This is a genomic window from Clostridium sp. CS1-1 (assembly GCF_056135525.1).
Genome location: NZ_CM148680.1, coordinates 3,665,814 through 3,687,672 on the forward strand (window position 1 = coordinate 3,665,814; position 21,859 = coordinate 3,687,672).

Sequence of the window (21,859 nt, forward strand, 5' to 3'; positions counted from 1 at the left end):
ATTAAGAATCGGGTATGTCTATACCTCTATCTGAATCTTAATTTACTTTATAGCATGCTGTTGGGATTAACATCAATACTCACTCTTATATCATTATAAACATCTTTTAGCAATTCATAAACTATTTTTCTTACTTTCTCACCAAATTTTCTTTCTATCCCACCCTTTAATATAATTTGCCACCTATATAATTCCTTTATCTTTGAAATTTCACAAGGGCAAGGGCCTAGCATTTTAATTTTATCATCTTTTTCTAATTCATTTCTTAAATATATACCAACATTTTGTATACTTTTTATTAATAGATTTTCATTTTTACTACTCATATTAATAAGCAGTATATCAGAGAAAGGTGGATACTCCATAGTATCTCTTAATTCTATTTCTTCTTTATAGAAGCTTTCGTAATCACTCGTTGCAGCGTATCTAATACTATAACTTTCAGGATTGTAAGTTTGAACTATTACTTCTCCCCTTTTTTCTCCTCTTCCAGCTCTTCCTGAAACTTGTGTAATTAATTGAAATGTTCTTTCAGTTGATCTAAAATCCGGAAGATTTAATGATAAGTCTGCAGCAATGACTCCTACTAAAGTAACATTTTTAAAATCAAGTCCTTTAGCTACCATTTGAGTTCCTATTAGTATATCAGCTCTTTCCTCTTTAAAGGTTTTATATATTTCCTCATAAGAATTTTTTCCTCTAGTAGTATCGAAATCCATTCTCAAGGTCTTTGCTGTTGGAAAATGCTTTTTAGTTTCCTGTTCTATTTTTTCTGTACCTACTCCAAAATACTTTACGTATTTACTGCCACACTGTGGACACTGATGTGGTACTGATTGTTTACTGCCACAGTAGTGGCACATTAATTTGCTTCCTTCATTGTGATATGTTAAGGATATATCGCAATTATTGCATTTAAAAACATATCCGCATTTTCTACAGGAAACAAAAGTTGAAAATCCTCTTCTATTTAGAAAAAGTATTATTTGCTCCTTTTTATTTAGCCTATCTTCAATAGACTCATATAACCTTTTACTAAACATAGACCTATTGTTATTTAACAATTCTTCTCTCATATCAACAATTTCTACCTCTGGTAAAATTGCTCCATCAGCTCTCTTTTTTATAGTTATTAATTCTATCTCATCTTTTTTACTTCTATAGTAAGTGTCTATTGATGGTGTTGCCGATCCCAAAATCATTTTACAATTTTCCAAAGAGCATTTTAATTCTCCTATTTCCCTAGCATTGTATTTAGGATTACTATCTGATTTGTAACTACCCTCGTGCTCCTCGTCTATGACTATTAATCCCAAATTTTTAAATGGTAGGAATATTGCAGATCTAGCACCTATGGCTACCTTTACTTTTCCCATCTTTACACGGAGCCACTCATCATATCTTTCTCCATCAGAAAGCTTACTATGAAACACGCTTATATCCTTGCCAAATCTGCCTTTAAATCTCTCTACCATTTGGGGTGTGAGAGCTATTTCAGGTACCAATATAATTGCTTCTCTATTCTGCTCTATCATTTTACTTACCAAGTGCATATATATTTCAGTTTTACCACTACCAGTGATCCCATGTATTAAAAAAGCTCTTTTTTCTGATTTTAATATTCTATCTACCGCAGCCTGCTGTTCTTCATTCAACTTTTTCTCCGAATACTCGGCATATCTTCTTTCATTGTATCTATTAATAACTTGCTCTTGTACTACAAGTAATTCATTCTTAATCATAGTATTTATTGACGAAAGAGATAAATTAAATTCTTTACTAAGCCCATTCTTAGTAAAAACTCCTTCGTTATTTCTCACAATTTCATAAATAGTTTTATAAGGCTCTTTATCAAACTTACCATCAGGCACTCTACCACAATATATGAGAGTCTCTCTTTTATTTCTCATTCCCTTGAAAACTCCAGTAGGAATAAAAACCTTTATACAATCAAGATAAGTACACAAATACCTCTCTCTCATCTCTCTAATAAGAATCAAATCCTTCTCAGTAAATAATTGAAAATCCTCGCATAGCTCTGCGATTTCTTTAATTCTTCCTCCACCGTTATATTCCTCATAAAGCTCTACTACAAAGCCATCTATCTTCTTATTACCCATTCCAAAAGGTACCTTTACTCTATAACCCACTTCTATTTTATCATATAAGCTTTCAGGTATCTTATACGTGAAAGGCTTATCTAGTTGTATAGACGTATTATTTACTATAATGCCAGCGTATTTGTACACTTAATCACCCTTTTATAATCTAAAGTTACTTTTGCTATTTTCATATTGTACGTTCACGACTAAATTTTAAAAAGGTAGCTATAGTTGATTCCGAAGATACATTTAACTGTCTTCTTAGTACTCTTAGCTTACAAATTAAGAAAATCTTAGAACTTTTATTTGTTTGAGCATCAAGCGAGTCAATGAAAGTTCTTGGATTTTTTCAATTTATAGGCTTTAAAGCACTTGAAGACAGTTAACAGTATTGGGGGAATTAACTATAGCTGCCTGGCCCAAAGTTAGACTATGAACCTACAACTCCATGCTAAATAAGAGAGGCATTCTCTTACAAATACCGTAAGTTTCAGCCCCTCTCAGTGAAATCTACTTTTCATTTATTAAATCAAATAATTCTCTTGCTACCTGTCTTTTTGACATCTTTTCTAAAGGAATAGTTCTGCCATCTTTGCAAAGTATAGTTACTTTATTGTCCTCAGAAGCAAAACCAGTATCTGAAGCAGTAATATCATTTGCTACAATGTAATCAAGATTTTTAGCATTTAGCTTCTTTTGAGCATTTTCCAATAAATCATTGCTCTCTGCTGCAAAACCTACAAGTACTTGCTTATCTTTTAATTCTCCTAGCTTTTTAAGTATATCTTTGTCTTTCATCAAAGATAACTCAAATTCATCATTTGACTTTTTAATCTTTTTATTAGAGTATTCTTTTGGCTTGTAATCTGCTACTGCCGCAGCTTTAATTACTACATCTTGACTTTTATAGTTATCTAAAACCTCTTTAAACATATCTTCATTAGTTCTAACATTTACTACTTTAATTCCAAAAGGTGCCTCTAGGTTTGATGCACCTGATACAAGAGTTACCTCTGCACCTCTATCTCTTGCTTCTTCTGCTATAGCATATCCCATTCTTCCTGAGGACCTATTAGTTATATACCTAACTGGATCTATCTCTGCTATTGTAGGCCCTGCCGTTACAAGAATCTTCTTACCCTGTAAGTCCTTTAAATCATAAAGCATACTTTCTGTGTACTCAGCAATAAGTTCCGTATCTGCAAGCTTTCCTTCACCTTCATCTCCACAAGCTAATCTTCCACTTATAGGGCTAATGAAACTATATCCATATCTGATAAGCTTACTAATATTGTCCTGAACTATAGGGTTATTGTACATATTTGTATTCATAGCAGGAGCAAAAACAACCTTAGCCTTAGTTGCCATAATTGTTGTAGAAAGTAAATCATCTGATATACCATTTGCAACTTTACCTATAATATTCGCTGTAGCTGGAACCACTATTACTAAATCAGCTTTTTTGGCAAGTGAAATGTGTTGAATTTCCCAAGCTCTTGGCTCAGCAAACATATCCGAATTTACAATATTTTGACTTAGACTTTGAAAACTTAGAGGAGTAACAAACTCCTTTGCCGACTCCGTCATTATTACGTGTATTTCAAAGCCTTTCTTTTTCAGTCTACTTATTACATCTAGTGCTTTATAGACTGCAATTCCCCCTGTTACACCAACAACAATAGTCTTTTTTTGTTTCATAATTACTTAATGCCTGCTTTGATAGTTTCGTAAGTAATTGCTCCTTCATTAATTTCATTTGTTGCTATTGTAACAGGTTTTGTTGAAGTTACTCTTACCAAAGGTTCTCCACCTTCTATTAATTGTCTTGCTCTTTTAGCAGTCATTGTAACCAATGTATATCTGTTATCTACCTTTGTTAATAGTTCTACGATAGATGGATTAATCATAGAGTTGTTCATGAATAATGCCCTCCTTTGAATCTAGTATTTTGTCCTTTACTCTATCAACTCTGCATCTCTCAGCAACGATTATACTTTGTATTTTTTTTACTGCTTCTTCGACAGTATCATTAACAACTGCATAATTGTACTTTGACACGTAATTTATTTCTTTGTAAGCTGATTTAAATCTTGTCATCAGGGACTCGGGGGTTTCACTTCCCCTATTTATAATTCTCTTTTTAAGCTCTTCCATTGAAGGAGGAAGTATAAAGATGAATACTCCTTCTGGATAAGCCTCTTTAACTTTTAATGCTCCTTGAATATCTATTTCTAGTATAACATCTTGGCCATCAGCTATAGCCTCTAAAGCTTTTGATTTTGGAGTACCATAATAGTTTCCATATACCTCTGCATACTCTAAAAAGTCATCTTTAGCTATTCTATCCTGAAACTCTTCTCTACTTAAAAAGTGATAGTTTGTTCCATTTATTTCTCCTTTTCTCGGTTGTCTTGTAGTAGCTGATACGGAAAGCCAAAAAACATTTTGTTCAAGCAAAGACTTACATATTGTTCCCTTTCCAGCTCCGGAAGGTCCTGATATAACTACTAAAAGACCTTTTTTTTCCATTATTCATCTACCTCTACTTCATCTTCAACTTCTTTAGAAGACAATCTATGTGCTACAGTTTCAGGTTGAACAGCTGAAAGTATTACATGATCACTATCTGTAATAATAACTGCCCTTGTTCTCCTACCATATGTTGCATCTATAAGCATACCCCTATCTCTTGCCTCCTGAATTATCCTTTTTATTGGAGCTGACTCAGGACTAACTATAGCTACTAATCTATTTGCTGAAACTATGTTTCCAAAACCTATGTTTATTAATTTTATACTCATATGTTGCCTCCTAGCTATTACTCAATGTTTTGTATTTGCTCTCTTATCTTTTCAATCTCATTTTTTATATTTAAAACAAGGTTTGTTATTTCTAAGTTATTGGCCTTTGACCCAATTGTGTTAACTTCTCTATTCATTTCTTGTATTATAAAGTCGAGTTTTCTTCCTACAGGCTCATTTAGGGTAAATGTTTCTTTTAGTTGCACTAAGTGACTATTAAGTCTAACTATTTCTTCATCTATGCAACTTTTATCAGCAAATAAAGCAATTTCCATAGCAACTCTACCTTCATCTATCTGATAATCTCCTAGTAACTCCTGAAGTCTTTCTTCAAGTCTTTCCTTATGTACTTTTACAACTAATGGTGACTTTTCTTCTATTGTATCCAACAAACCCTTTATATAGTCACACTTTGAGAGTATATTTTTTTCAAGTTTTATTCCTTCTCTTCCTCTCATATCTACAAGAAAATTTATAGATTCTTGTAGTGGTCCTAAAAGAACCTTCCAAATTTCCTCTATATCATCATCTTCCTGTCTTAATGTTATTACATCTGGAAACTTTGCTATAAGCGCAGTGGATAAACTTTCCTTTATATCATACCTATCTTTTATTCTATTTAGACACGCTACATAACTATCAGCAAGCTTTTCATCTAATGTTACTTTAACCCCTTGCTTCTCATAGTTATTCTGAATAATGAATACGTCAACCTTACCTCTATTGACTTTCTCTTGGATTGTTTTTCTTATTCTATCTTCGAGAGACATTAAGCCTTTGGGCATTTTAATATTTAAATCACAGTATCTATGGTTAACACTTTTTATTTCTACTGTAAAACTACGGCCATTTTGCTCTATACTTCCCCTTCCAAAACCAGTCATGCTTTTTATCATTATTATTTCATCCTTCCGTCTTGCCTTGTCAATTCATACTAATTATACATAAATACTAATAATAATTTCAAGACAAATTTACAACTATCAAATGTAGAATTAAATTTAGAACTAAAATTTTAAAAATTATATCATAAAATATTTATTATAAACATATTTATAGAAATATTGTAAATTTACTTTTAATTTTTAACTCTAAAAAGTTTATATAATAATGTTATCCACTTACACCAAATATAATCCTTTTTCAAAAATTTCTCTTATTTCATCTATGTTGCTTCCTTTTCCAAGAGCAAGCATTAACTTAATTCTAGCTTTTTGTCCAGGTAAGTTATCTCCAAATATGACACCTAAATTTCTTAACTCTTTTCCACCACCATTGTATCCATACGTATCTAAAACTCTACCTTCGTAACATCTTGAAACTAATACAATTGCTATTCCTTTTCCTATAGCCTTCTTTATGCCATCTACCATAGCTGGTGGTACGTTTCCTCTTCCCATTCCTTCAATAACTATTCCCTTGTCACCTTCATTTACACAAAAGTCTAGTAATTTCGAGTCCATTCCAGAAACACACTTTATAAGTTCCACTTTCGTTTCTATATTTGTAGTATCTATGTACTGCCTATTTAAACTTTCTCTATAGAATATAACTTGATTATTGTCCACAATACCTACTGGTCCAAAAGAAGGACTTTGAAAAGCACTTAGACTCATTGAATTAGTTTTTGTAACTTCAGAAGCTGAATTTAATTCACCATTCATGCATATTAAAACACCTTTTCCACAGGCTTCATCTGATATAGCTGTACAAATTGCAGCTGATAGGTTGGCCGGACCGTCATATCCCAATTCTGAGCTGCTTCTCATTGCACCCGTAACTACAACTGGCTTTTCAGTCTTTATAGTTAAATCTAGAAGATACGCTGTTTCCTCTAGTGAATCTGTACCATGTGTCACTACAACACCTACTATGTCGTCCCTACTTAATAGTTCTTTTATGTATTTAGATAGATTCATCATATCCTCTGGTTTAACATGAGGACTTGGAACATTAGAAAAATTATGCGATTCTATTTCTGCATATTTTTCTATTCCAGTGACCATCGCCATTATCTCTTCCCCACTTAAACTTGGTACAGCTGCCTGAACTCTTGGATCTACTTTCATAGATATAGTTCCACCATTAAAAACCACAGCAACTTTTTTCATGAAAACTCCTCCTTAACTTCTTACTATTCTATTATAATCTAATATCTATCATTTTTCATAGTTTTTATCAAATTTATTCTTATTTTCTCCATGAATTATTATTTTTCAAAACTTCACACTATAAAGCCTGCGAACCAGATGGTCCACAGGCTTTATAGTAATTATATCTTTTTAATAACTACTGTCTTATAATATAATGCAGATTAAGCCACCGTTACCTTCATTAATTATTTTTTGAAGAGTCTTTTGAATCTTTACTTGCACATCTTCTGGCATTTTGTACAATTTATTTTGCAACCCTTCTTTTACAAGTATTTCTAGGGATTTCCCAAACATATTACTTTGCCATATTTTTGAAGGGTCGTTTTCAAACTGCTCTAACAAAGATTTAACCATTTCTTCACTCTCTTTTTCTGTTCCCATTATAGGAGAAACTTCAGTTTGTATGTCAGCTCTTATTAAGTGAAGTGATGGTGCACTAGCTTTAAGTTTAACACCGAATCTATTTCCTTGCTTAACAATCTCTGGTTCCTCTAGCTTCATTTCTGAAAGTTGAGGGGCTACTAAACCATATCCTGTTTCTTTCACATCTCTTAAGGCAACAGCTACCTTGTCATATTCGATCTTAGCTTTATACATTTCTTTAACTATGTTCAATAAATCACTTTCACCAGACAGCTCAGCACCACATACCTCGCTTAATATCTTATAGAATAAATCTTCTTTAGGTTTTAAATTAATTCTCGAAGTACCTTCTCCCATATTAATTTCATTAATATTAGATGATCCAACGAATTCTACTTCTTTAAAACCATTTAAAGATTTGCCTATATCTCTAACCTTATATACATTATTGCACATCTCTTTGACAAGATTGATAAAATCCAATTTTAACCAGTGAGACGGTTCCAATTTCTCTATCCATTCAGGCATATCAATATTTATTTCTTTAATAGGAAACTCCTTAAGTACTCTGCCAAACACATTTGTAATATCGTCTTCTTTCATGTTAAGTACATCCATTTCCTGAACAGGAACATCGTATTTTTCCTCTAGTTCTTTTTTTAGTGCAACTGTTTCTGAACTATTCGGATTTTGTGAGTTTAACACAATCAGAAAAGGTTTATTTATAGATTTTAATTCATTTACTACTCTCTCTTCAGCTTCGATATACTCTTCTCTATTTATGTCTGTTACAGATCCATCTGTAGTCACTAATATTCCTATAGTTGAATGCTCATTTATAACCTTTTTAGTTCCTATTTCTGCAGCTTGTTCAAAAGGTATCTCATGCTCATACCAAGGTGTGGTAACCATTTTAGCTACTTCACCTTCCATATGCCCTAATGCAGCCTTAACAATATACCCAACGCAATCTACCAACCTTACTTTAAATTTGGTATTTTCCTTTAAATTTATCTCTATAGCCTCATTTGGCACAAACTTAGGCTCAGTTGTATGAATAGATTTTCCTGATGAGCTTTGTGGTAATTCATCTTGTGCTCTCTTCTTTTTGTAGGAGTTCTCAATATTAGGTATTACCATAAGCTCCATGAATCTCTTTATAAAAGTAGACTTTCCTGTTCTTACCGGACCTACAACCCCTACGTATATATCTCCCTGAGTTCTCTCTGCTATATCTTTGTATATATCAAAGTTCTCCAAAATATTCCCCCCAATAATCTAAATGTTAACAGTATATATATATTTTATATTGGGGTGATTTATTACTATTAAGAAAAAAAAGTTAATATTAGTGGATTAAGGCTTGAGTTGTTCAGTGTCGTAAATTCTAAATCTCAATACTTAGGCTAATAAACTTCATCTTTCTTATCTCTTGTCATAAGTTCATATACTCCGTATTTAGGGTCCTTATCTTGGAAAAGTACTTTATAAAGTACATCTGTTATTGGCATTGATATTGATACTTTTTCCTTTAGTTCGTAAAAAGCTTTACAAGCCTTTATCCCTTCAACAACCATTCCTATTTCTTTAGTAGCTTCTTCTAAAGTTGCGCCTTTCCCTATTAATATTCCAGCTCTTCTGTTTCTACTATGCATGCTTGTGCAAGTAACAATTAAGTCACCTATTCCTGTAAGTCCCGCGAAGGTTTCTATCTTTGCTCCCAGTCTTGTTCCTATTCTCGCTATTTCACTTATCCCTCTAGTCATAAGCGCGGCCTTTGTGTTATCACCATAGCCTATACCATCAGAAATTCCGGCAGCTAGTGCGATAATATTTTTCACTGCTCCTCCAATTTCAACGCCAATCAAATCTTCATTTGTATATACTCTGAATTTGTTTGTCATAAATAGATCTTGAACTTTTTCAGCATACTCCATTTTTTCAGAAGCAACAGCAACTGTAGTCGGTAAATCTTGAGCTACTTCTTCTGCATGGCTAGGGCCAGACAATATAACTATAGGATTTAATGGCAATTCATCTTTTATTACCTCAGACAGCCTCTTTCCTGTTTCCTGCTCGATTCCTTTAGCAATACTAACTACTATTTGGTCATTATTTGTAAAACTACTAATGCTACTACACATTTGTCTTATCACATGTGAAGGAACTGCTAAAACTATATACTCACTACCTTTAATTACTTCCTCTATATTAGTAGATGCTTTAACCCCTGATGGAATAACAACTCCATGAAGATATTTTATATTTTCCCTTTTTATATTGATATCATCTACTACTTCTTGTTTCCTATCCCATATTTCAACTTCTACGCCTTTTTTAGCAAGCATTATTGATAAAGCTGTTCCAAAACTTCCACCACCTAGAAAGGCTATTTTAGAACACATAACTACTCCTTCCTTTCTCTAAACTCCAATTTAATACCAGTTCCAGCAAAATCAAAGTTCTCTCTTAATTGATTCTGTAGATATCTTTCATAAGAAAAATGAAGGTTTTGAGGGTCATTAACAAAGAATAAAAATGTAGGAGGTTTTACACCAGTTTGAGTAACATAGTATATCTTTAATCTTCTATTTGCAACAACAGGTGGCTCCTTCATCATTACAGCCTTGCTAATAACATCGTTTAATACACCCGTTTTTATTCGTTTTGTATAATTTTCATTACACTGTTTTACCATTTCAAGAACCTTATGTATTCTTTGACCTGTTTTAGCTGAAATAAATAAGTATGGAGCATAAGACATAAAGTTTAAACATGATTGAAGATTTTTTGTAAATTCATTCATTGTCTTAGTATCTTTTTCAATCAAATCCCACTTATTTACTATAACAAAAATAGCTTTATTCATTTCGTGAGCATAACCAATTATTTTTTCATCTTGATCAGTTATGCCTTGAGTTGCATCTAACATTAATATACATACGTCTGCTCTTTCTATTGCTGCATAAGTTCTGATAACACTATATCTTTCTATTTCCTCTTTAACCTTACTCTTTCTTCTAAGACCAGCAGTATCTATTAATAAAAACTTTCCTTCTTCTGTTTCTAAGTAACTATCAATAGCATCCCTTGTAGTACCAGGTATATCACTTACTATTACTCTCTCTTCGCCTAATAGCTTATTTATTAGAGAAGACTTACCTACATTAGGCTTTCCAACAAATGCTATCTTAGTATATTCGTCATCTTCGTTATCATTAATAATTTGATCGAAATGAGATACTACTCTATCTAGCATATCTCCGAGCCCTAATGCTTGTGAAGCTGAAATTGTAATTGGGTCACCTATCCCCAAGTTATAGAATTCATAAGCGTTATCTTCATCTTTAAAGTTATCAATTTTATTAACTACTAATACCACAGGTTTTTTGCTTTTTCTAAGCATTTGAGCTACTTCTCTATCAGCACCTGTAAGTCCTTCCTTACCATCAACTATGAATATTATTACACTTGCAGTTTCTATAGCAATTTGTGCCTGTCTGCGCATTTGTGATATTATTACATCCTCACTCTCAGGCTCGATGCCACCTGTATCTATTATAGTAAAGTTATACTTTAGCCATTCAGCCTCTGCATATACTCTATCTCTTGTTACCCCTGGAGTATCTTCTACTATAGATATTCTTCTTCCTGCCAATTTATTAAATAATGTAGATTTTCCTACATTTGGTCTTCCTACTATTGCTACTATCGGTTTTCCCATTATTTATTCCTCCTTACAATGTTCATTGATTATATGGACTAAGTCTTCACCTGTGTAATCACACACTAATATTTCTCTATTTAAAGCTTTGGATAAGCCCTCTATTGTAATATCATCTAGAAAAATCTTATCGTTATTTGAAGCTAATTCATAGCCTTTTCTAAGCATGCAATCTGGTATCATAACATAGTTACTTAGTTCCTCATCCTTTAATTGCTCGATGATATCTTTAGCTGTAGTTAGCCCTGCTACAGTTATAGTTTCACCAAAAAACTTATTAATTATATTTTTTACCTTTATTTTTATTCTAGGATTTGCTTTCATTATGTCTTCGGCAGCTTTTAGAATTTCACTATAAGCTAAGCTACCTGTTATAATAGTAAATGAACCACTCGCATTTTTACTTAAATTAGAAATAGTTTCATCTATATAACTTCTAAAAATTCTTATCATTCCCACACCATCTTCTAACTGCTTGAATCCATTGTAAAACTCAGAAGACGGTATTTCTTTTTGAGCTACAACATAAAATTCATCTGATAACCTAACAAAAGGCTTACCTATCTCTTTAATAAACCTTTCTTGCAACCCACTTACTAAATCTAATTGTTTTGCTGCCGTATCTTTACTATATAAATGTAGTTCAAATAATCCCTGTCTAAACTTAGTAACCCCTACAGGTACTACTGCAAGATTTTCTACTTGTGGATATAATGCATATAAGTCTTCAATAGTTTTTCTGAGCTCATCTCCATCATTTATCCCTGGACATAAGACAATTTGACAGTTCAGCTTTATGCCCGCTTCAGCCATCCTTTTAATTCTATCGTAAACATTTCCAGCAAATCTATTGTTGGTCATTTTTACTCTTAGCTCAGGATTTGTAGTGTGGACAGATACATTTATAGGACTTATTTTGTATTTTATTATTCTTTCTATATCTTCTTCACTCATATTTGTTAGGGTTACAAAGTTTCCTTGAAGAAAAGCAAGTCTAGAATCATCATCCTTAAAATAAAGAGTTTCTCTCATACCTTGAGGTAATTGATCTATAAAACAGAATATACATTTGTTGTGACAGCTTCTTGGCCTATCTAAAATAGCTTCTTTAAACTGAACACCTAAATCCTCATCATACTCTTTTTCTATCTCTAACTCCCAAACTTCTCCATCTTTCTTTTCAATTTCTATATTAACAAATTCATCAGATATAAGAAATTTATAGTCTATAATATCCTTAACAGGTTCTCCATTTATACTCAATAAACGATCGCCTACTTCAATTTCCATTTCTTCTGCTATACTTCCTGGTTTTACTACTGCAATTTCACTTTTCATATGTTCAACCCCTTTTTCACCTGACTAACTTGGAGTAAGTCTCCCACGCACTCTGTGAAAGCGATTCACACAAAATCAAAGATTTTGCTTCAACAGCTATACCTCTAGTAATATTACCCTAATCCTATTATTTAGTCAATGTAATAATAAAAACCCTTCATATAATAAGAAGGGTTTTTTATTAGACTATATTAAGTTTACCAAAAATAAAGTCAATGCTGATATTAAAGCAGATGCCGGAATTGTTATTATCCAAGCTGTAAGAATTTCTTTTGCTACAGCCCATCTTACTGCAGAAAGTCTTCTTGATGCACCAACCCCCATTATTGATCCTGTGATTATGTGTGTTGTACTAACCGGAGCATTAAGCATAGTAGCAGTAAATATAACTGAAGATGCTCCTATCTCTGCTGCAAAACCATTAACTGGTGCAATCTTTGACATTCTAGAGCCCATAGTCTTTATAATCTTTTTACCACCCATACTTGTTCCTAGTGCCATCGCAATAGCACATGATATTTTAACCCAATCTGGAACAGCAAATTCATGTAAAAAACCAGCACTCATTAGTGCCATTGTGATAATTCCCATGGATTTTTGAGCGTCGTTACCTCCATGGTTCAAAGCTATAAGTGCAGCTGAACCTATCTGAAGCTTTGAGAACACTTTAGTCACTGTTGCAGGTCTTGTCTTACTTAATATCATGTTTATAATATTCATAAGTATAAAACCTATAAAAAATCCTATTACCGGTGATAATATGAGCCATAGTATAACCTTTGAGAAAAGACTAGCCCAATTAACTATAACAAAGGATTTTTGATACATCATTGCTGATCCAACTAATCCCCCTATAAGGGCATGTGATGAACTACTTGGAATTCCAAAATACCAAGTTATTAGATTCCACACAATAGCTCCAACTAATGCTGCGATTATAACCTGTTGAGTTATGCTACTTGGATTTACGATACCACTTCCAATTGTCTTTGCAACCTTTACGTTCATAAAAGCACCTACGAAGTTCAGAGTTGCTGACATGATTACTGCTTGTTTTAAAGTTAGAACCCTCGTAGATACAGAGCATGCTATGGCGTTAGCACTATCATGAAAACCATTAATTACATCAAATATCAGAGCAATAATAACTATAGCAACTGTTAAAGCAATAGTACCACTAAGCATTTTTCATTACTACTCCTTCAATAACATTTGCTAAGTCTTCACAAGCATCTAGTGTATCCTCAAGATATTGATAAATCTCTCTCCACTTTATGATTTCAATAACTTCCATATTACCTCTGAAAATATCTTTAATGGCGTTTCTTGAAACTTTGTCGCCTTCCTCTTCTATTCTATTAACTTCAATTATCTTCTTTGATAGTTCTTTACTTGTCTTCATGTTCTTTAATTCCTGCATAAGAGTAATGATTTCCTCACAGCATTTTACGATCATTCTGCTTAACATCTCAGCCTCTTCTGTGCAGTGATTTACATTAAGCATTACAAATCTACTTGCCGTAGACTCTATGTAATCAATAATATCATCTGTATCCTTTGCTATCATATAAATATCTTCTCTGTCAAATGGTGTTATAAAAGTTTTATTCAGCTGTTCAAGTATTTCATGCTGTTTTTTATCGCCTTCGTGTTCCACCTCTTTAATCTTTTTTAAATTTTCCTCTGCATTGTCAAGGTCTTTTAGAAACTCTACTAGCAGATTTGAAGCCTTATAGGCAATATTTGCAGTTTCAATAAAAAGTTCAAAAAATTTGTCTTCTTTTGGAGTCAAGCTAAACATTTTATCCCTCCTGATAATTTGAAAGTATTCATTTTCGACCTTATAAAGTATAACATAAATTTAATAAAAATAAAACATTTAATTAACACTTCTCTCATATGAAAACGTTTGTCAACAGGTTTTTCGTTAGACTTTTTTGTCGTATATTCCCCTTTAAATGAATTTTTTTGTTTTTTACCACCTAATATCATTAAAATATTTACAATAAAATAAATATATTTTTTATTATTTTTAATATAATTTAATATTGCGTTCCAAACATTGTATGCAATTTCAGATACCATCTCTTATTCTTTAGTATATTAAAATACTAGAAATCAAAAGAAATAATAAAGAAAAAAACTTAACCCTGCACCTTTAAAAAAGCACAGGGTTTATTAAATGATGTAAGATATTTGAAAATACCTATTTATTTTGATGATTACAGTAAATTCATTTATTCATTTAAATCTATTTGTTCTCCAGTCACTAAGTACACAGTCCATTCGCAAATATTAGTTACATGGTCTCCTACTCTCTCAAGGTATTTAGAAACAAATAGTAATTGAGTTATCTGCGGAACATTTTCTTGTCCTTTAGACATTAAGGTTAACATTTCTGTAAATATATTTCTATATAAATGGTCTACTTCATCATCCATCTTGCAAGCTGCATAAGCTCCCTCTACATCTCCTGCTACATGGGCATCCAATGCTTTTCTTATCATAACTTTTACTATTTCAGCCATCTTAGGAATATCAATTAATTCTTTTATATACTTTTCATTTTTTAATCTTATTGTTATTTTAGCTATATCCACTGCATAGTCTGCCATTCTCTCTAAATCAGTGACTAATTTTGAAGTAGTAATTATAGTTCTTAAATCTATAGCAAGAGGTTGTTCCTTAGCTATCAATTTAATACATTTATCCTCTATTTCTCTTTGAAGCTTATCAACCAAATCATCGTTTTTTATTATCTGTTCTGCTAAAGCCTCATCCTGTTTAACTAAAGCTTCTATGCACTGATGAATTTGCTTTTCCACTATACTTCCCATTCTTAACAAATCATTATGAAGTTCCTCTAAAGCAGAATCAAATCCGGTTCTTGACATTATACTCACCTCTCTTAAATAATTGCTCTTTTCATTATTATTACACATTTTCAACTATTTTAGAATATGTTCACTAGTGATTTACTTTATATTACTATATAAAAAGCCTTTATGCTTATTTATAAGACTCCTACTATCATTGAGTAGGAGTCTTATAATCAAATTACAATTCAAAAACCTTATCCAAATCTTCCTGTAATGTAATCTTCTGTTCTTTTATCCTTCGGCTTGTAAAAAATGCTTTCAGTTTTTTCAAACTCAACTACTTCTCCTGTTAAAAAGAAAGCCGTATGATCTGATATTCTACCAGCCTGCTGCATGTTATGAGTAACTATCACTATTGTATATTTTTTCTTAAGCTCATCCATTAACTCTTCTACCTTTAAAGTAGATATAGGGTCTAGTGCTGAAGTTGGTTCATCCATAAGTAATACCTCTGGTTCTACTGCAAGAGTTCTTGCAATACATAATCTTTGCTGCTGGCCACCAGACATTCCTAATGCATTCTTATTTAATCTATCCTTTACTTCATCCCAAAGAGCAGCCCCTCTTAAACTATTCTCTACCAACTCATCTAGCTTATTCTTATCTTTTATACCATGTATTCTTGGTCCATAGGCTATGTTATCGTATATAGACATCGGAAACGGGTTAGGTTTTTGAAACACCATTCCTACTCTTTTTCTAAGTTCTATTTCATCATAATCATGATAAATATTTTTACCTTCAAACAGAACCTCACCTTCTATTTTAACACCTTCAATTAAGTCATTCATTCTGTTTAAGGTTCTTAAAAAAGTAGACTTACCGCAACCAGAAGGCCCTATTAATGCCGTAACTGCATTCTTTTGTATATCCAAGTTTATTTGCTTTAAAGCTTGTGTGGTTCCGTAATACAAATCGAGGTTCTTAGTTTGTATTATACCCATTTAGTATCCTCCTTACTTCTTACCTGTATAAGATTCATATATTTTTTTGCCTAATATTCTAGCTGAAATATTAAATATTAATACCATTACTATAAGAACTGCTGAAGCTCTACTTGCTATTAATGAAGCATCTGGTACCATTCTTTCTGCATTCAACTTCCATATATATACTGACAACGTTTCAGCTGGTCTCATTAAGCTGAAAGGTGATGATTTTTCTATTAAACTAAAATTATTAAACTTTAGTATAGGAGCACTCATTCCTGCAGTGTACAATAGTGCTGCTGCTTCTCCAAATATCCTTCCCGCTGCTAGTATTACACCAGTTAAAATTTGTGGGATTGCAGAAGGTAAAATAACCCTTTTTATTGTCTGCCATTGCGTAGCACCTAGACCTAAGCTTGCTTCTTTTACAGGCTTAGCAGCTGCTCTTATTGCATTTTCACTTACACGTGTTAACGCTGGTAAGTTTAGTACTGATATTGCTAATGCCCCAGATAACAATGTAAATCCCCATTTGGTCATATTAACAAAAACAAGAAGACCAAATAGTCCTACCACTATAGATGGTAGCGATGCCATAGTTTCAATACTTAATCTTATTATATTTAGCAGTTTTCCTTCTTTTGCATATTCAGCTAGATATATACCAGCTCCCACTCCAAAAGGAACTGAAATTATAAGTGAAACAATTAGCATGTAGAAAGAGTTGAAGAGCTGAGGTCCAATACCTCCTCCAGCTTCACCGGCTTTAGGATTACCAAATAAGAAGGATGGTTTTAGAAAATCTCTTCCTGAAATTAATATATATCCAATTAAAGCCACTAAAAGAATTACAACTAAACCTGATATAGCATATAAAACACCAGTCCAAATTCTATCTTTTAATTTCTCACTCATTAATTAATGTCACCTCTTTTTCCAATGACTCTTAGTATTAAGATAAATGCAAATGAAATAATTAGTAATAGCAACGCTAGTGACCATAAAGCATCATTCCAAACTGTTCCTGACACAGTATTTCCCATATCCATTGTAAGAATACTTGTTAAAGTTGCTGTGGGACTTAATAGATTTTCAGGAAGCTTTATTGTATTACCAATAACCATCTGAACCGCTAATGCTTCACCAAAAGCTCTTGCAAGTCCTAATACTACCCCTGTCAATATTCCACCTTTAGCAGAGGGTACTATGACCTTACTTATAGTTTGCCATCTAGTCGCCCCTAAACCATAGGAAGCTTCTAAATAACTTTTAGGAACTATTTTTACTGCATCAGATGAAATACTAGCTATTGTAGGTAAAATCATAATACTTAATACTAAAATACCTGCAATTAGACTGAAGCCTATTCCACCAAAACCTTTAATAAATGGAAGCAAAACAGTAAAACCAATCCAACCATATACAACTGATGGTATACCTACAAATAATTCTAAAGCTGGTTGTAGCACTTTCTCTCCCAAAGTAGGCGATATATAATTCATAAAAATAGCTAGCGCTATACCAATAGGTGCACTTATAATTACTGCTCCTATAGATACAAAAGTAGAACCAGCTATAAAAATTAAAGCTCCTAACTTAGGCGTCTCACTGTCAGGACTCCATTGTGTTGAAAACAAAAAATCTGTCAAAGAATATCCATGCTTTATAAAGATGTTTAATCCCTTTGAAGCTACAAATCCTAAAATACTTAGAGTTAGCACCACAATCAGTAGTCCACAAAAGATTGCAAAGCTTCTGCCTAAATACTCGCTTTTTAATTTTTGCAATAATGTCCTTTTTTCCATATTATCAACCTCAACAATAAATTTTTATATACAATTTATTAATAAAATCCATTAGCTATCGCTCGCAACACTTAGATTTATTGTAGGAAGTGTATTGCGACTGATGGCTAATGGTCCTTGATGCACATTTTAATTTTTATCATACAAATAGCTGGTTACTTGAGCAACCAGCTAAAATGTATTATTTAACTTTCATATCGCTCGCTGGAATATATCCTGATTTCTCTACTAGTGGCTTGTTTTCATCACTCTTCATATAATCAATAAATGCTTTTGCTAAATCTTTTGGCTCTCCTTTAGTATACATATGCTCATAAGACCAGAATACATATTTTCCTGCAGTTATATTTTCTTTATTTGCTTCAATTCCATCTAATTTTAATACTTTTACATTTTTCTTACTTTCTTCATTTGTTAAAGCTGATAAAGCTAAGTAACTTACTGCGCCATCTGTTGTCTCTAGCGATTTTTCAACTGCTCCATTTGAATCTTGTGTTGTTCCCAAACCTTCTTTTTCTGACTTCTTATCCATTACTGTATCAATAAATGTTGCTCTAGTACCCGAAGCTTTTGATCTGTTTATTACATTAATTGGCTTATCATCTCCACCAAGCTGTTTCCAATTTGTATACTCACCAGTAAATATTTTTTGCACTTGGTCTTTTGTTAAGTTATCAACTTTTACATTTTTATTAACTACTATTGCAAAACCAATAGCACACACTTTATTATCAACTAATTCTTTTGCTTTTTCTTTATCCAATTTAGTTTCAGCTAATACATCAGAGTTTCCTATATCTGCTGTTCCTTCTGAAACTAATTTTAATCCAGTACCACTACCGCCACCTTGAACGTTAACTGTTGCATTAGGATTCTTTTCTGTAAATTTCTTTCCTGCTTGTTCTGCTAATGGTTGAAGTGCAGTTGAACCTGCTAATGTTATTGAACCTGTTACACCTTTGTTATTTTCCCCAGTGTTTCCTGCCTCTTGCTTATTTCCACAACCCACAAAAGCTCCTGCTACAACTGTTATTGCAAGTGCAGCTATCATGGCTCTTAAACTCTTCTTCTTCATTAAGTGAACCCTCCTCATAATTTAAAGTGTTAGCATTCATCTCACAAGTATTATAATACTACAGCAAAGTTAACCACTTATTATAAGCATGTTAAAATAAGTTAACATTAATAATTTATTTTACTATATACTTATTTCTGCTAATAAAAATAAAAATATCCCTAGTTATAGTTCTCTAGGGATATTTTTCTCAATTTTTATATAATTATTACAACTATTTCACTTAACATAAAATTAACATAAGTATACTAACGTTAAAGCTAAACTATGTTTTTTGTTTTTCTACTGGTATACTAACTATAAATTTGCTTCCTTTTCCTAGCTCACTCTCCACCTTAATTACTCCATTAAAGCCCATAACTATATGTTTTACTATTGCAAGCCCTAGTCCAGTACCACCTTGTGCTCGAGATCTTGCCTTATCTACCCTATAAAATCTTTCAAATAATCTTTCAATATGCTCTCTTGGTATACCAACGCCCTTGTCTTCAATACATATTACACATTTTTCGTCTACATGTTTAGCACCTATCTTAACAGTTCCATTATTATCGGAATACTTTATGGCGTTATCTACTAAATTAATGAGCATCTGCTTGAACCTATCACCATCCCCCGTAAGATTTGGCACTTCCTCTTCTTCCATTATAAGTTTAATATTTTTCTTTTCTGCTGTGTTTTTCATTAAGCAATAAACATCTTTAATAACATCCTTCACACTAATGACTTCTTTTTTCCGTTCTATACTGCTTTCAATATGAGAAAGAGTTAGAATATCATTAATTAATCTTGTCAATCTATCCGCTTCATCATTAATTATATTTAAGAATTTTTCTTTATTCACAGGGTCTTCTACATATCTAAGCGTTTCTGCAAAACCTTTTATGGAGGTTAGTGGGGTTTTCAGTTCATGAGAAACATTTGCCACAAATTGTGATCTCATACTCTCTAGCTTTTTAATATCTGTTATATCCTGCACTACTGCAACAGTGCCAATCTTTTTACTATCATTGATTATATCAGCAGTTCTTATTCTTAATTCCTTTTCTTTTGGCCACAATATTCTAATTTCCCTATAATCTTCTTTCGTTTCCTTAAATATCTCTTCTAATTCAAAGTCTCGTATGTTATCCATTAGATTCTCGCCTATAATATCTCTGTATATGCCAAATATTTTCTTTGTATATGGATTTATCATTATAATCTTGTGATTTTTATCTACAGCAATAACTCCACTATCCATGCTTTTCAATATAGCTTCCAACTTATTTTGTTTATCTAGAGAATCGCTTAAAGTATCCTGAAGTTTTCCAGCCATTTTATTAAAAGTTATTCCTAGCCTTCCTATTTCATCGGCTGAGTTTATATTAACCCTTCTACTCAACTCTCCCTTAGAAATTCTATCTGTAATAAATTGCAAATCTTTAATAGGGTTAACTATTGATTCTGATAATTTCGAGGCAAATATTAAAGAAAGTAATATAGAAACCGCCATAATTAACATATAATATTTAAGATAGCTAATTTCAATTCCCTTTATAGTCTGCATAGTTACAGCGCTTCTCACTACATACCCACTATCAAAGGAAGTTGCAAAATATAAAGTGCTACTACCTGTGGTGATACTATGTCTTATACTATACCCAGTTCCATACTTTATGGCATCCTGTACTTCCTTCCTCGCACTATGATTATCCATTTCTTTAGCATCCGCAATAGAGTCACTCAGTACTGTACCATCCTTATCAACATATGTTTGTCTTATCATTTCATTTTTAAAGTTATCCTTAAAAAAAGCTTTCCTATTTTCTAAACTTTCATTTCTCATAACATTTATTATAATCTCATTATTTGTTTTTAAAGTCTGTCTCATATTTCCTATATATTGATAGTTTTCAATGACAATAAACAAAATTGCCATAATGGCCAAACTAAAGCAAATATTACTAAGCATAGAGGACATTATTTTTTTCTTCATATAGCACCACCACTACTCTCCATAATTGAATCTATATCCAATTCCACGAATAGTTTCTATATATTTTGGTTTCTTATCATCATCTTCTATCTTCTGTCTTAAATGTCTTATATGAACATCTACAGTTCTGGTTTCTCCCATATACTCATATCCCCATATTTTATCTAGTAAAAAATCCCTTGTCATTACTCTTCCTTTGTTTTTAATTAAAATTTCAAGAAGTTCAAATTCTTTTAAGGTCAAGTCCACCCTGACCCCCTCTTTAGTAACCTCATGCTTTTCAAAATCAATGTTAACTTTCTCAAAACTGTAGGAATTATCTATAGGCTTAATTGCAGTTCTTCTAAGTATAGCTTTAACCCTTGCAGTAAGCTCACGGACAGAAAATGGTTTTGTAATATAGTCATCTGCACCAAGCTCTAGTCCAAGTACTTTGTCAAACTCCTCACCTTTAGCTGTAATCATAATTATTGGAGTTGAGGATATAGAGTTATCTCTTCTTATTTCCTTACATACATCATATCCATCCATTCCCGGAAGCATAACATCTAGAAGTATTAACTGTGGATTCTCTGTTTTAGCCATACTTAATGCATCCAAACCATTATCTGCAGAAATAGTTTTATAACCATTTTGTTCAAGATTAAATTTAATCAATTCTCTTATATGTTCTTCATCGTCAACAATTAGTATTTTATCTTCTAACATAATT

The 21,859-nt window shown here is 32.3% G+C and carries 20 protein-coding genes; all 20 read right to left on the reverse strand.

Annotated elements, in window-relative coordinates:
• Nucleotides 1–47: 47 nt before the first annotated feature.
• Entirely contained in the window at nt 48–2,249 is a 2,202-nt protein-coding gene (gene priA / locus AC0N0V_RS17250) for a primosomal protein N' (RefSeq protein ID WP_474459646.1), read from the reverse strand.
• A 363-nt stretch (nt 2,250–2,612) separates the two neighbouring features.
• A complete protein-coding gene (coaBC, locus tag AC0N0V_RS17255) occupies nt 2,613–3,800 on the reverse strand; it encodes a bifunctional phosphopantothenoylcysteine decarboxylase/phosphopantothenate--cysteine ligase CoaBC (RefSeq protein WP_474459648.1) in 1,188 nt (395 codons plus the stop codon).
• Between the two features lie 2 nt (nt 3,801–3,802).
• Nucleotides 3,803–4,021 carry a DNA-directed RNA polymerase subunit omega gene (gene rpoZ, locus AC0N0V_RS17260; protein ID WP_474459649.1) on the reverse strand — a complete coding sequence of 73 codons (219 nt, stop codon included), beginning with the start codon at nt 4,019–4,021 and terminating at the stop codon, nt 3,803–3,805.
• Nucleotides 4,002–4,631, reverse strand: coding sequence for a guanylate kinase (gene gmk / locus AC0N0V_RS17265; RefSeq protein ID WP_474459651.1), 630 nt, complete (start codon nt 4,629–4,631; stop codon nt 4,002–4,004). The genes rpoZ and gmk overlap by 20 nt, the downstream gene beginning before the upstream one ends.
• The gene (gene remA / locus AC0N0V_RS17270; protein ID WP_474459653.1) at nt 4,631–4,903 is read right to left on the reverse strand and encodes an extracellular matrix/biofilm regulator RemA; all 273 of its coding nucleotides are present in this window, start codon (nt 4,901–4,903) and stop codon (nt 4,631–4,633) included. Before remA ends, gmk begins: the two co-directional genes overlap by 1 nt.
• Nucleotides 4,904–4,920: 17 nt before the next feature.
• Nucleotides 4,921–5,799 (reverse strand): YicC/YloC family endoribonuclease, encoded by an 879-nt coding sequence (locus tag AC0N0V_RS17275; protein ID WP_474459655.1) that lies wholly within the window; start codon nt 5,797–5,799, stop codon nt 4,921–4,923.
• Nucleotides 5,800–6,024: 225 nt separating this feature from the next.
• Nucleotides 6,025–7,014, reverse strand: a complete 990-nt coding sequence (locus AC0N0V_RS17280; protein WP_474459657.1) for an asparaginase — start codon at nt 7,012–7,014, stop codon at nt 6,025–6,027.
• 186 nt (nt 7,015–7,200) lie between these two features.
• A complete protein-coding gene (gene spoIVA / locus AC0N0V_RS17285; protein WP_474459659.1) occupies nt 7,201–8,679 on the reverse strand; it encodes a stage IV sporulation protein A in 1,479 nt (492 codons plus the stop codon).
• Nucleotides 8,680–8,825: 146 nt separating this feature from the next.
• The gene (locus AC0N0V_RS17290; RefSeq protein WP_474459661.1) at nt 8,826–9,824 is read right to left on the reverse strand and encodes an NAD(P)H-dependent glycerol-3-phosphate dehydrogenase; all 999 of its coding nucleotides are present in this window, start codon (nt 9,822–9,824) and stop codon (nt 8,826–8,828) included.
• A 2-nt stretch (nt 9,825–9,826) separates the two neighbouring features.
• Nucleotides 9,827–11,143 (reverse strand): ribosome biogenesis GTPase Der, encoded by a 1,317-nt coding sequence (der, locus tag AC0N0V_RS17295; RefSeq protein WP_474459663.1) that lies wholly within the window; start codon nt 11,141–11,143, stop codon nt 9,827–9,829.
• Between the two features lie 3 nt (nt 11,144–11,146).
• Nucleotides 11,147–12,481 (reverse strand): DUF512 domain-containing protein, encoded by a 1,335-nt coding sequence (locus AC0N0V_RS17300; RefSeq protein WP_474459665.1) that lies wholly within the window; start codon nt 12,479–12,481, stop codon nt 11,147–11,149.
• A gap of 186 nt (nt 12,482–12,667) precedes the next feature.
• Nucleotides 12,668–13,666 (reverse strand): inorganic phosphate transporter, encoded by a 999-nt coding sequence (locus tag AC0N0V_RS17305; RefSeq protein ID WP_474459667.1) that lies wholly within the window; start codon nt 13,664–13,666, stop codon nt 12,668–12,670.
• Nucleotides 13,659–14,282: a DUF47 domain-containing protein gene (locus AC0N0V_RS17310; RefSeq protein WP_474459669.1), complete on the reverse strand. Its 624-nt coding sequence runs from the start codon at nt 14,280–14,282 to the stop codon at nt 13,659–13,661. The genes AC0N0V_RS17305 and AC0N0V_RS17310 overlap by 8 nt, the downstream gene beginning before the upstream one ends.
• A gap of 436 nt (nt 14,283–14,718) precedes the next feature.
• Entirely contained in the window at nt 14,719–15,375 is a 657-nt protein-coding gene (phoU, locus tag AC0N0V_RS17315) for a phosphate signaling complex protein PhoU (RefSeq protein ID WP_474459671.1), read from the reverse strand.
• A 179-nt stretch (nt 15,376–15,554) separates the two neighbouring features.
• Entirely contained in the window at nt 15,555–16,304 is a 750-nt protein-coding gene (gene pstB, locus AC0N0V_RS17320) for a phosphate ABC transporter ATP-binding protein PstB (RefSeq protein ID WP_474459673.1), read from the reverse strand.
• A 12-nt stretch (nt 16,305–16,316) separates the two neighbouring features.
• Nucleotides 16,317–17,204, reverse strand: a complete 888-nt coding sequence (gene pstA, locus AC0N0V_RS17325) for a phosphate ABC transporter permease PstA (RefSeq protein WP_474459675.1) — start codon at nt 17,202–17,204, stop codon at nt 16,317–16,319.
• A complete protein-coding gene (gene pstC / locus AC0N0V_RS17330; RefSeq protein ID WP_474459678.1) occupies nt 17,204–18,094 on the reverse strand; it encodes a phosphate ABC transporter permease subunit PstC in 891 nt (296 codons plus the stop codon). The genes pstA and pstC overlap by 1 nt, the downstream gene beginning before the upstream one ends.
• A gap of 181 nt (nt 18,095–18,275) precedes the next feature.
• Nucleotides 18,276–19,169: a phosphate ABC transporter substrate-binding protein gene (locus tag AC0N0V_RS17335; protein WP_474459680.1), complete on the reverse strand. Its 894-nt coding sequence runs from the start codon at nt 19,167–19,169 to the stop codon at nt 18,276–18,278.
• A gap of 265 nt (nt 19,170–19,434) precedes the next feature.
• Nucleotides 19,435–21,147 (reverse strand): two-component system histidine kinase PnpS, encoded by a 1,713-nt coding sequence (gene pnpS / locus AC0N0V_RS17340; protein ID WP_474459682.1) that lies wholly within the window; start codon nt 21,145–21,147, stop codon nt 19,435–19,437.
• Between the two features lie 12 nt (nt 21,148–21,159).
• Nucleotides 21,160–21,855 (reverse strand): response regulator transcription factor, encoded by a 696-nt coding sequence (locus tag AC0N0V_RS17345; RefSeq protein WP_474459684.1) that lies wholly within the window; start codon nt 21,853–21,855, stop codon nt 21,160–21,162.
• Nucleotides 21,856–21,859 lie beyond the last annotated feature (4 nt).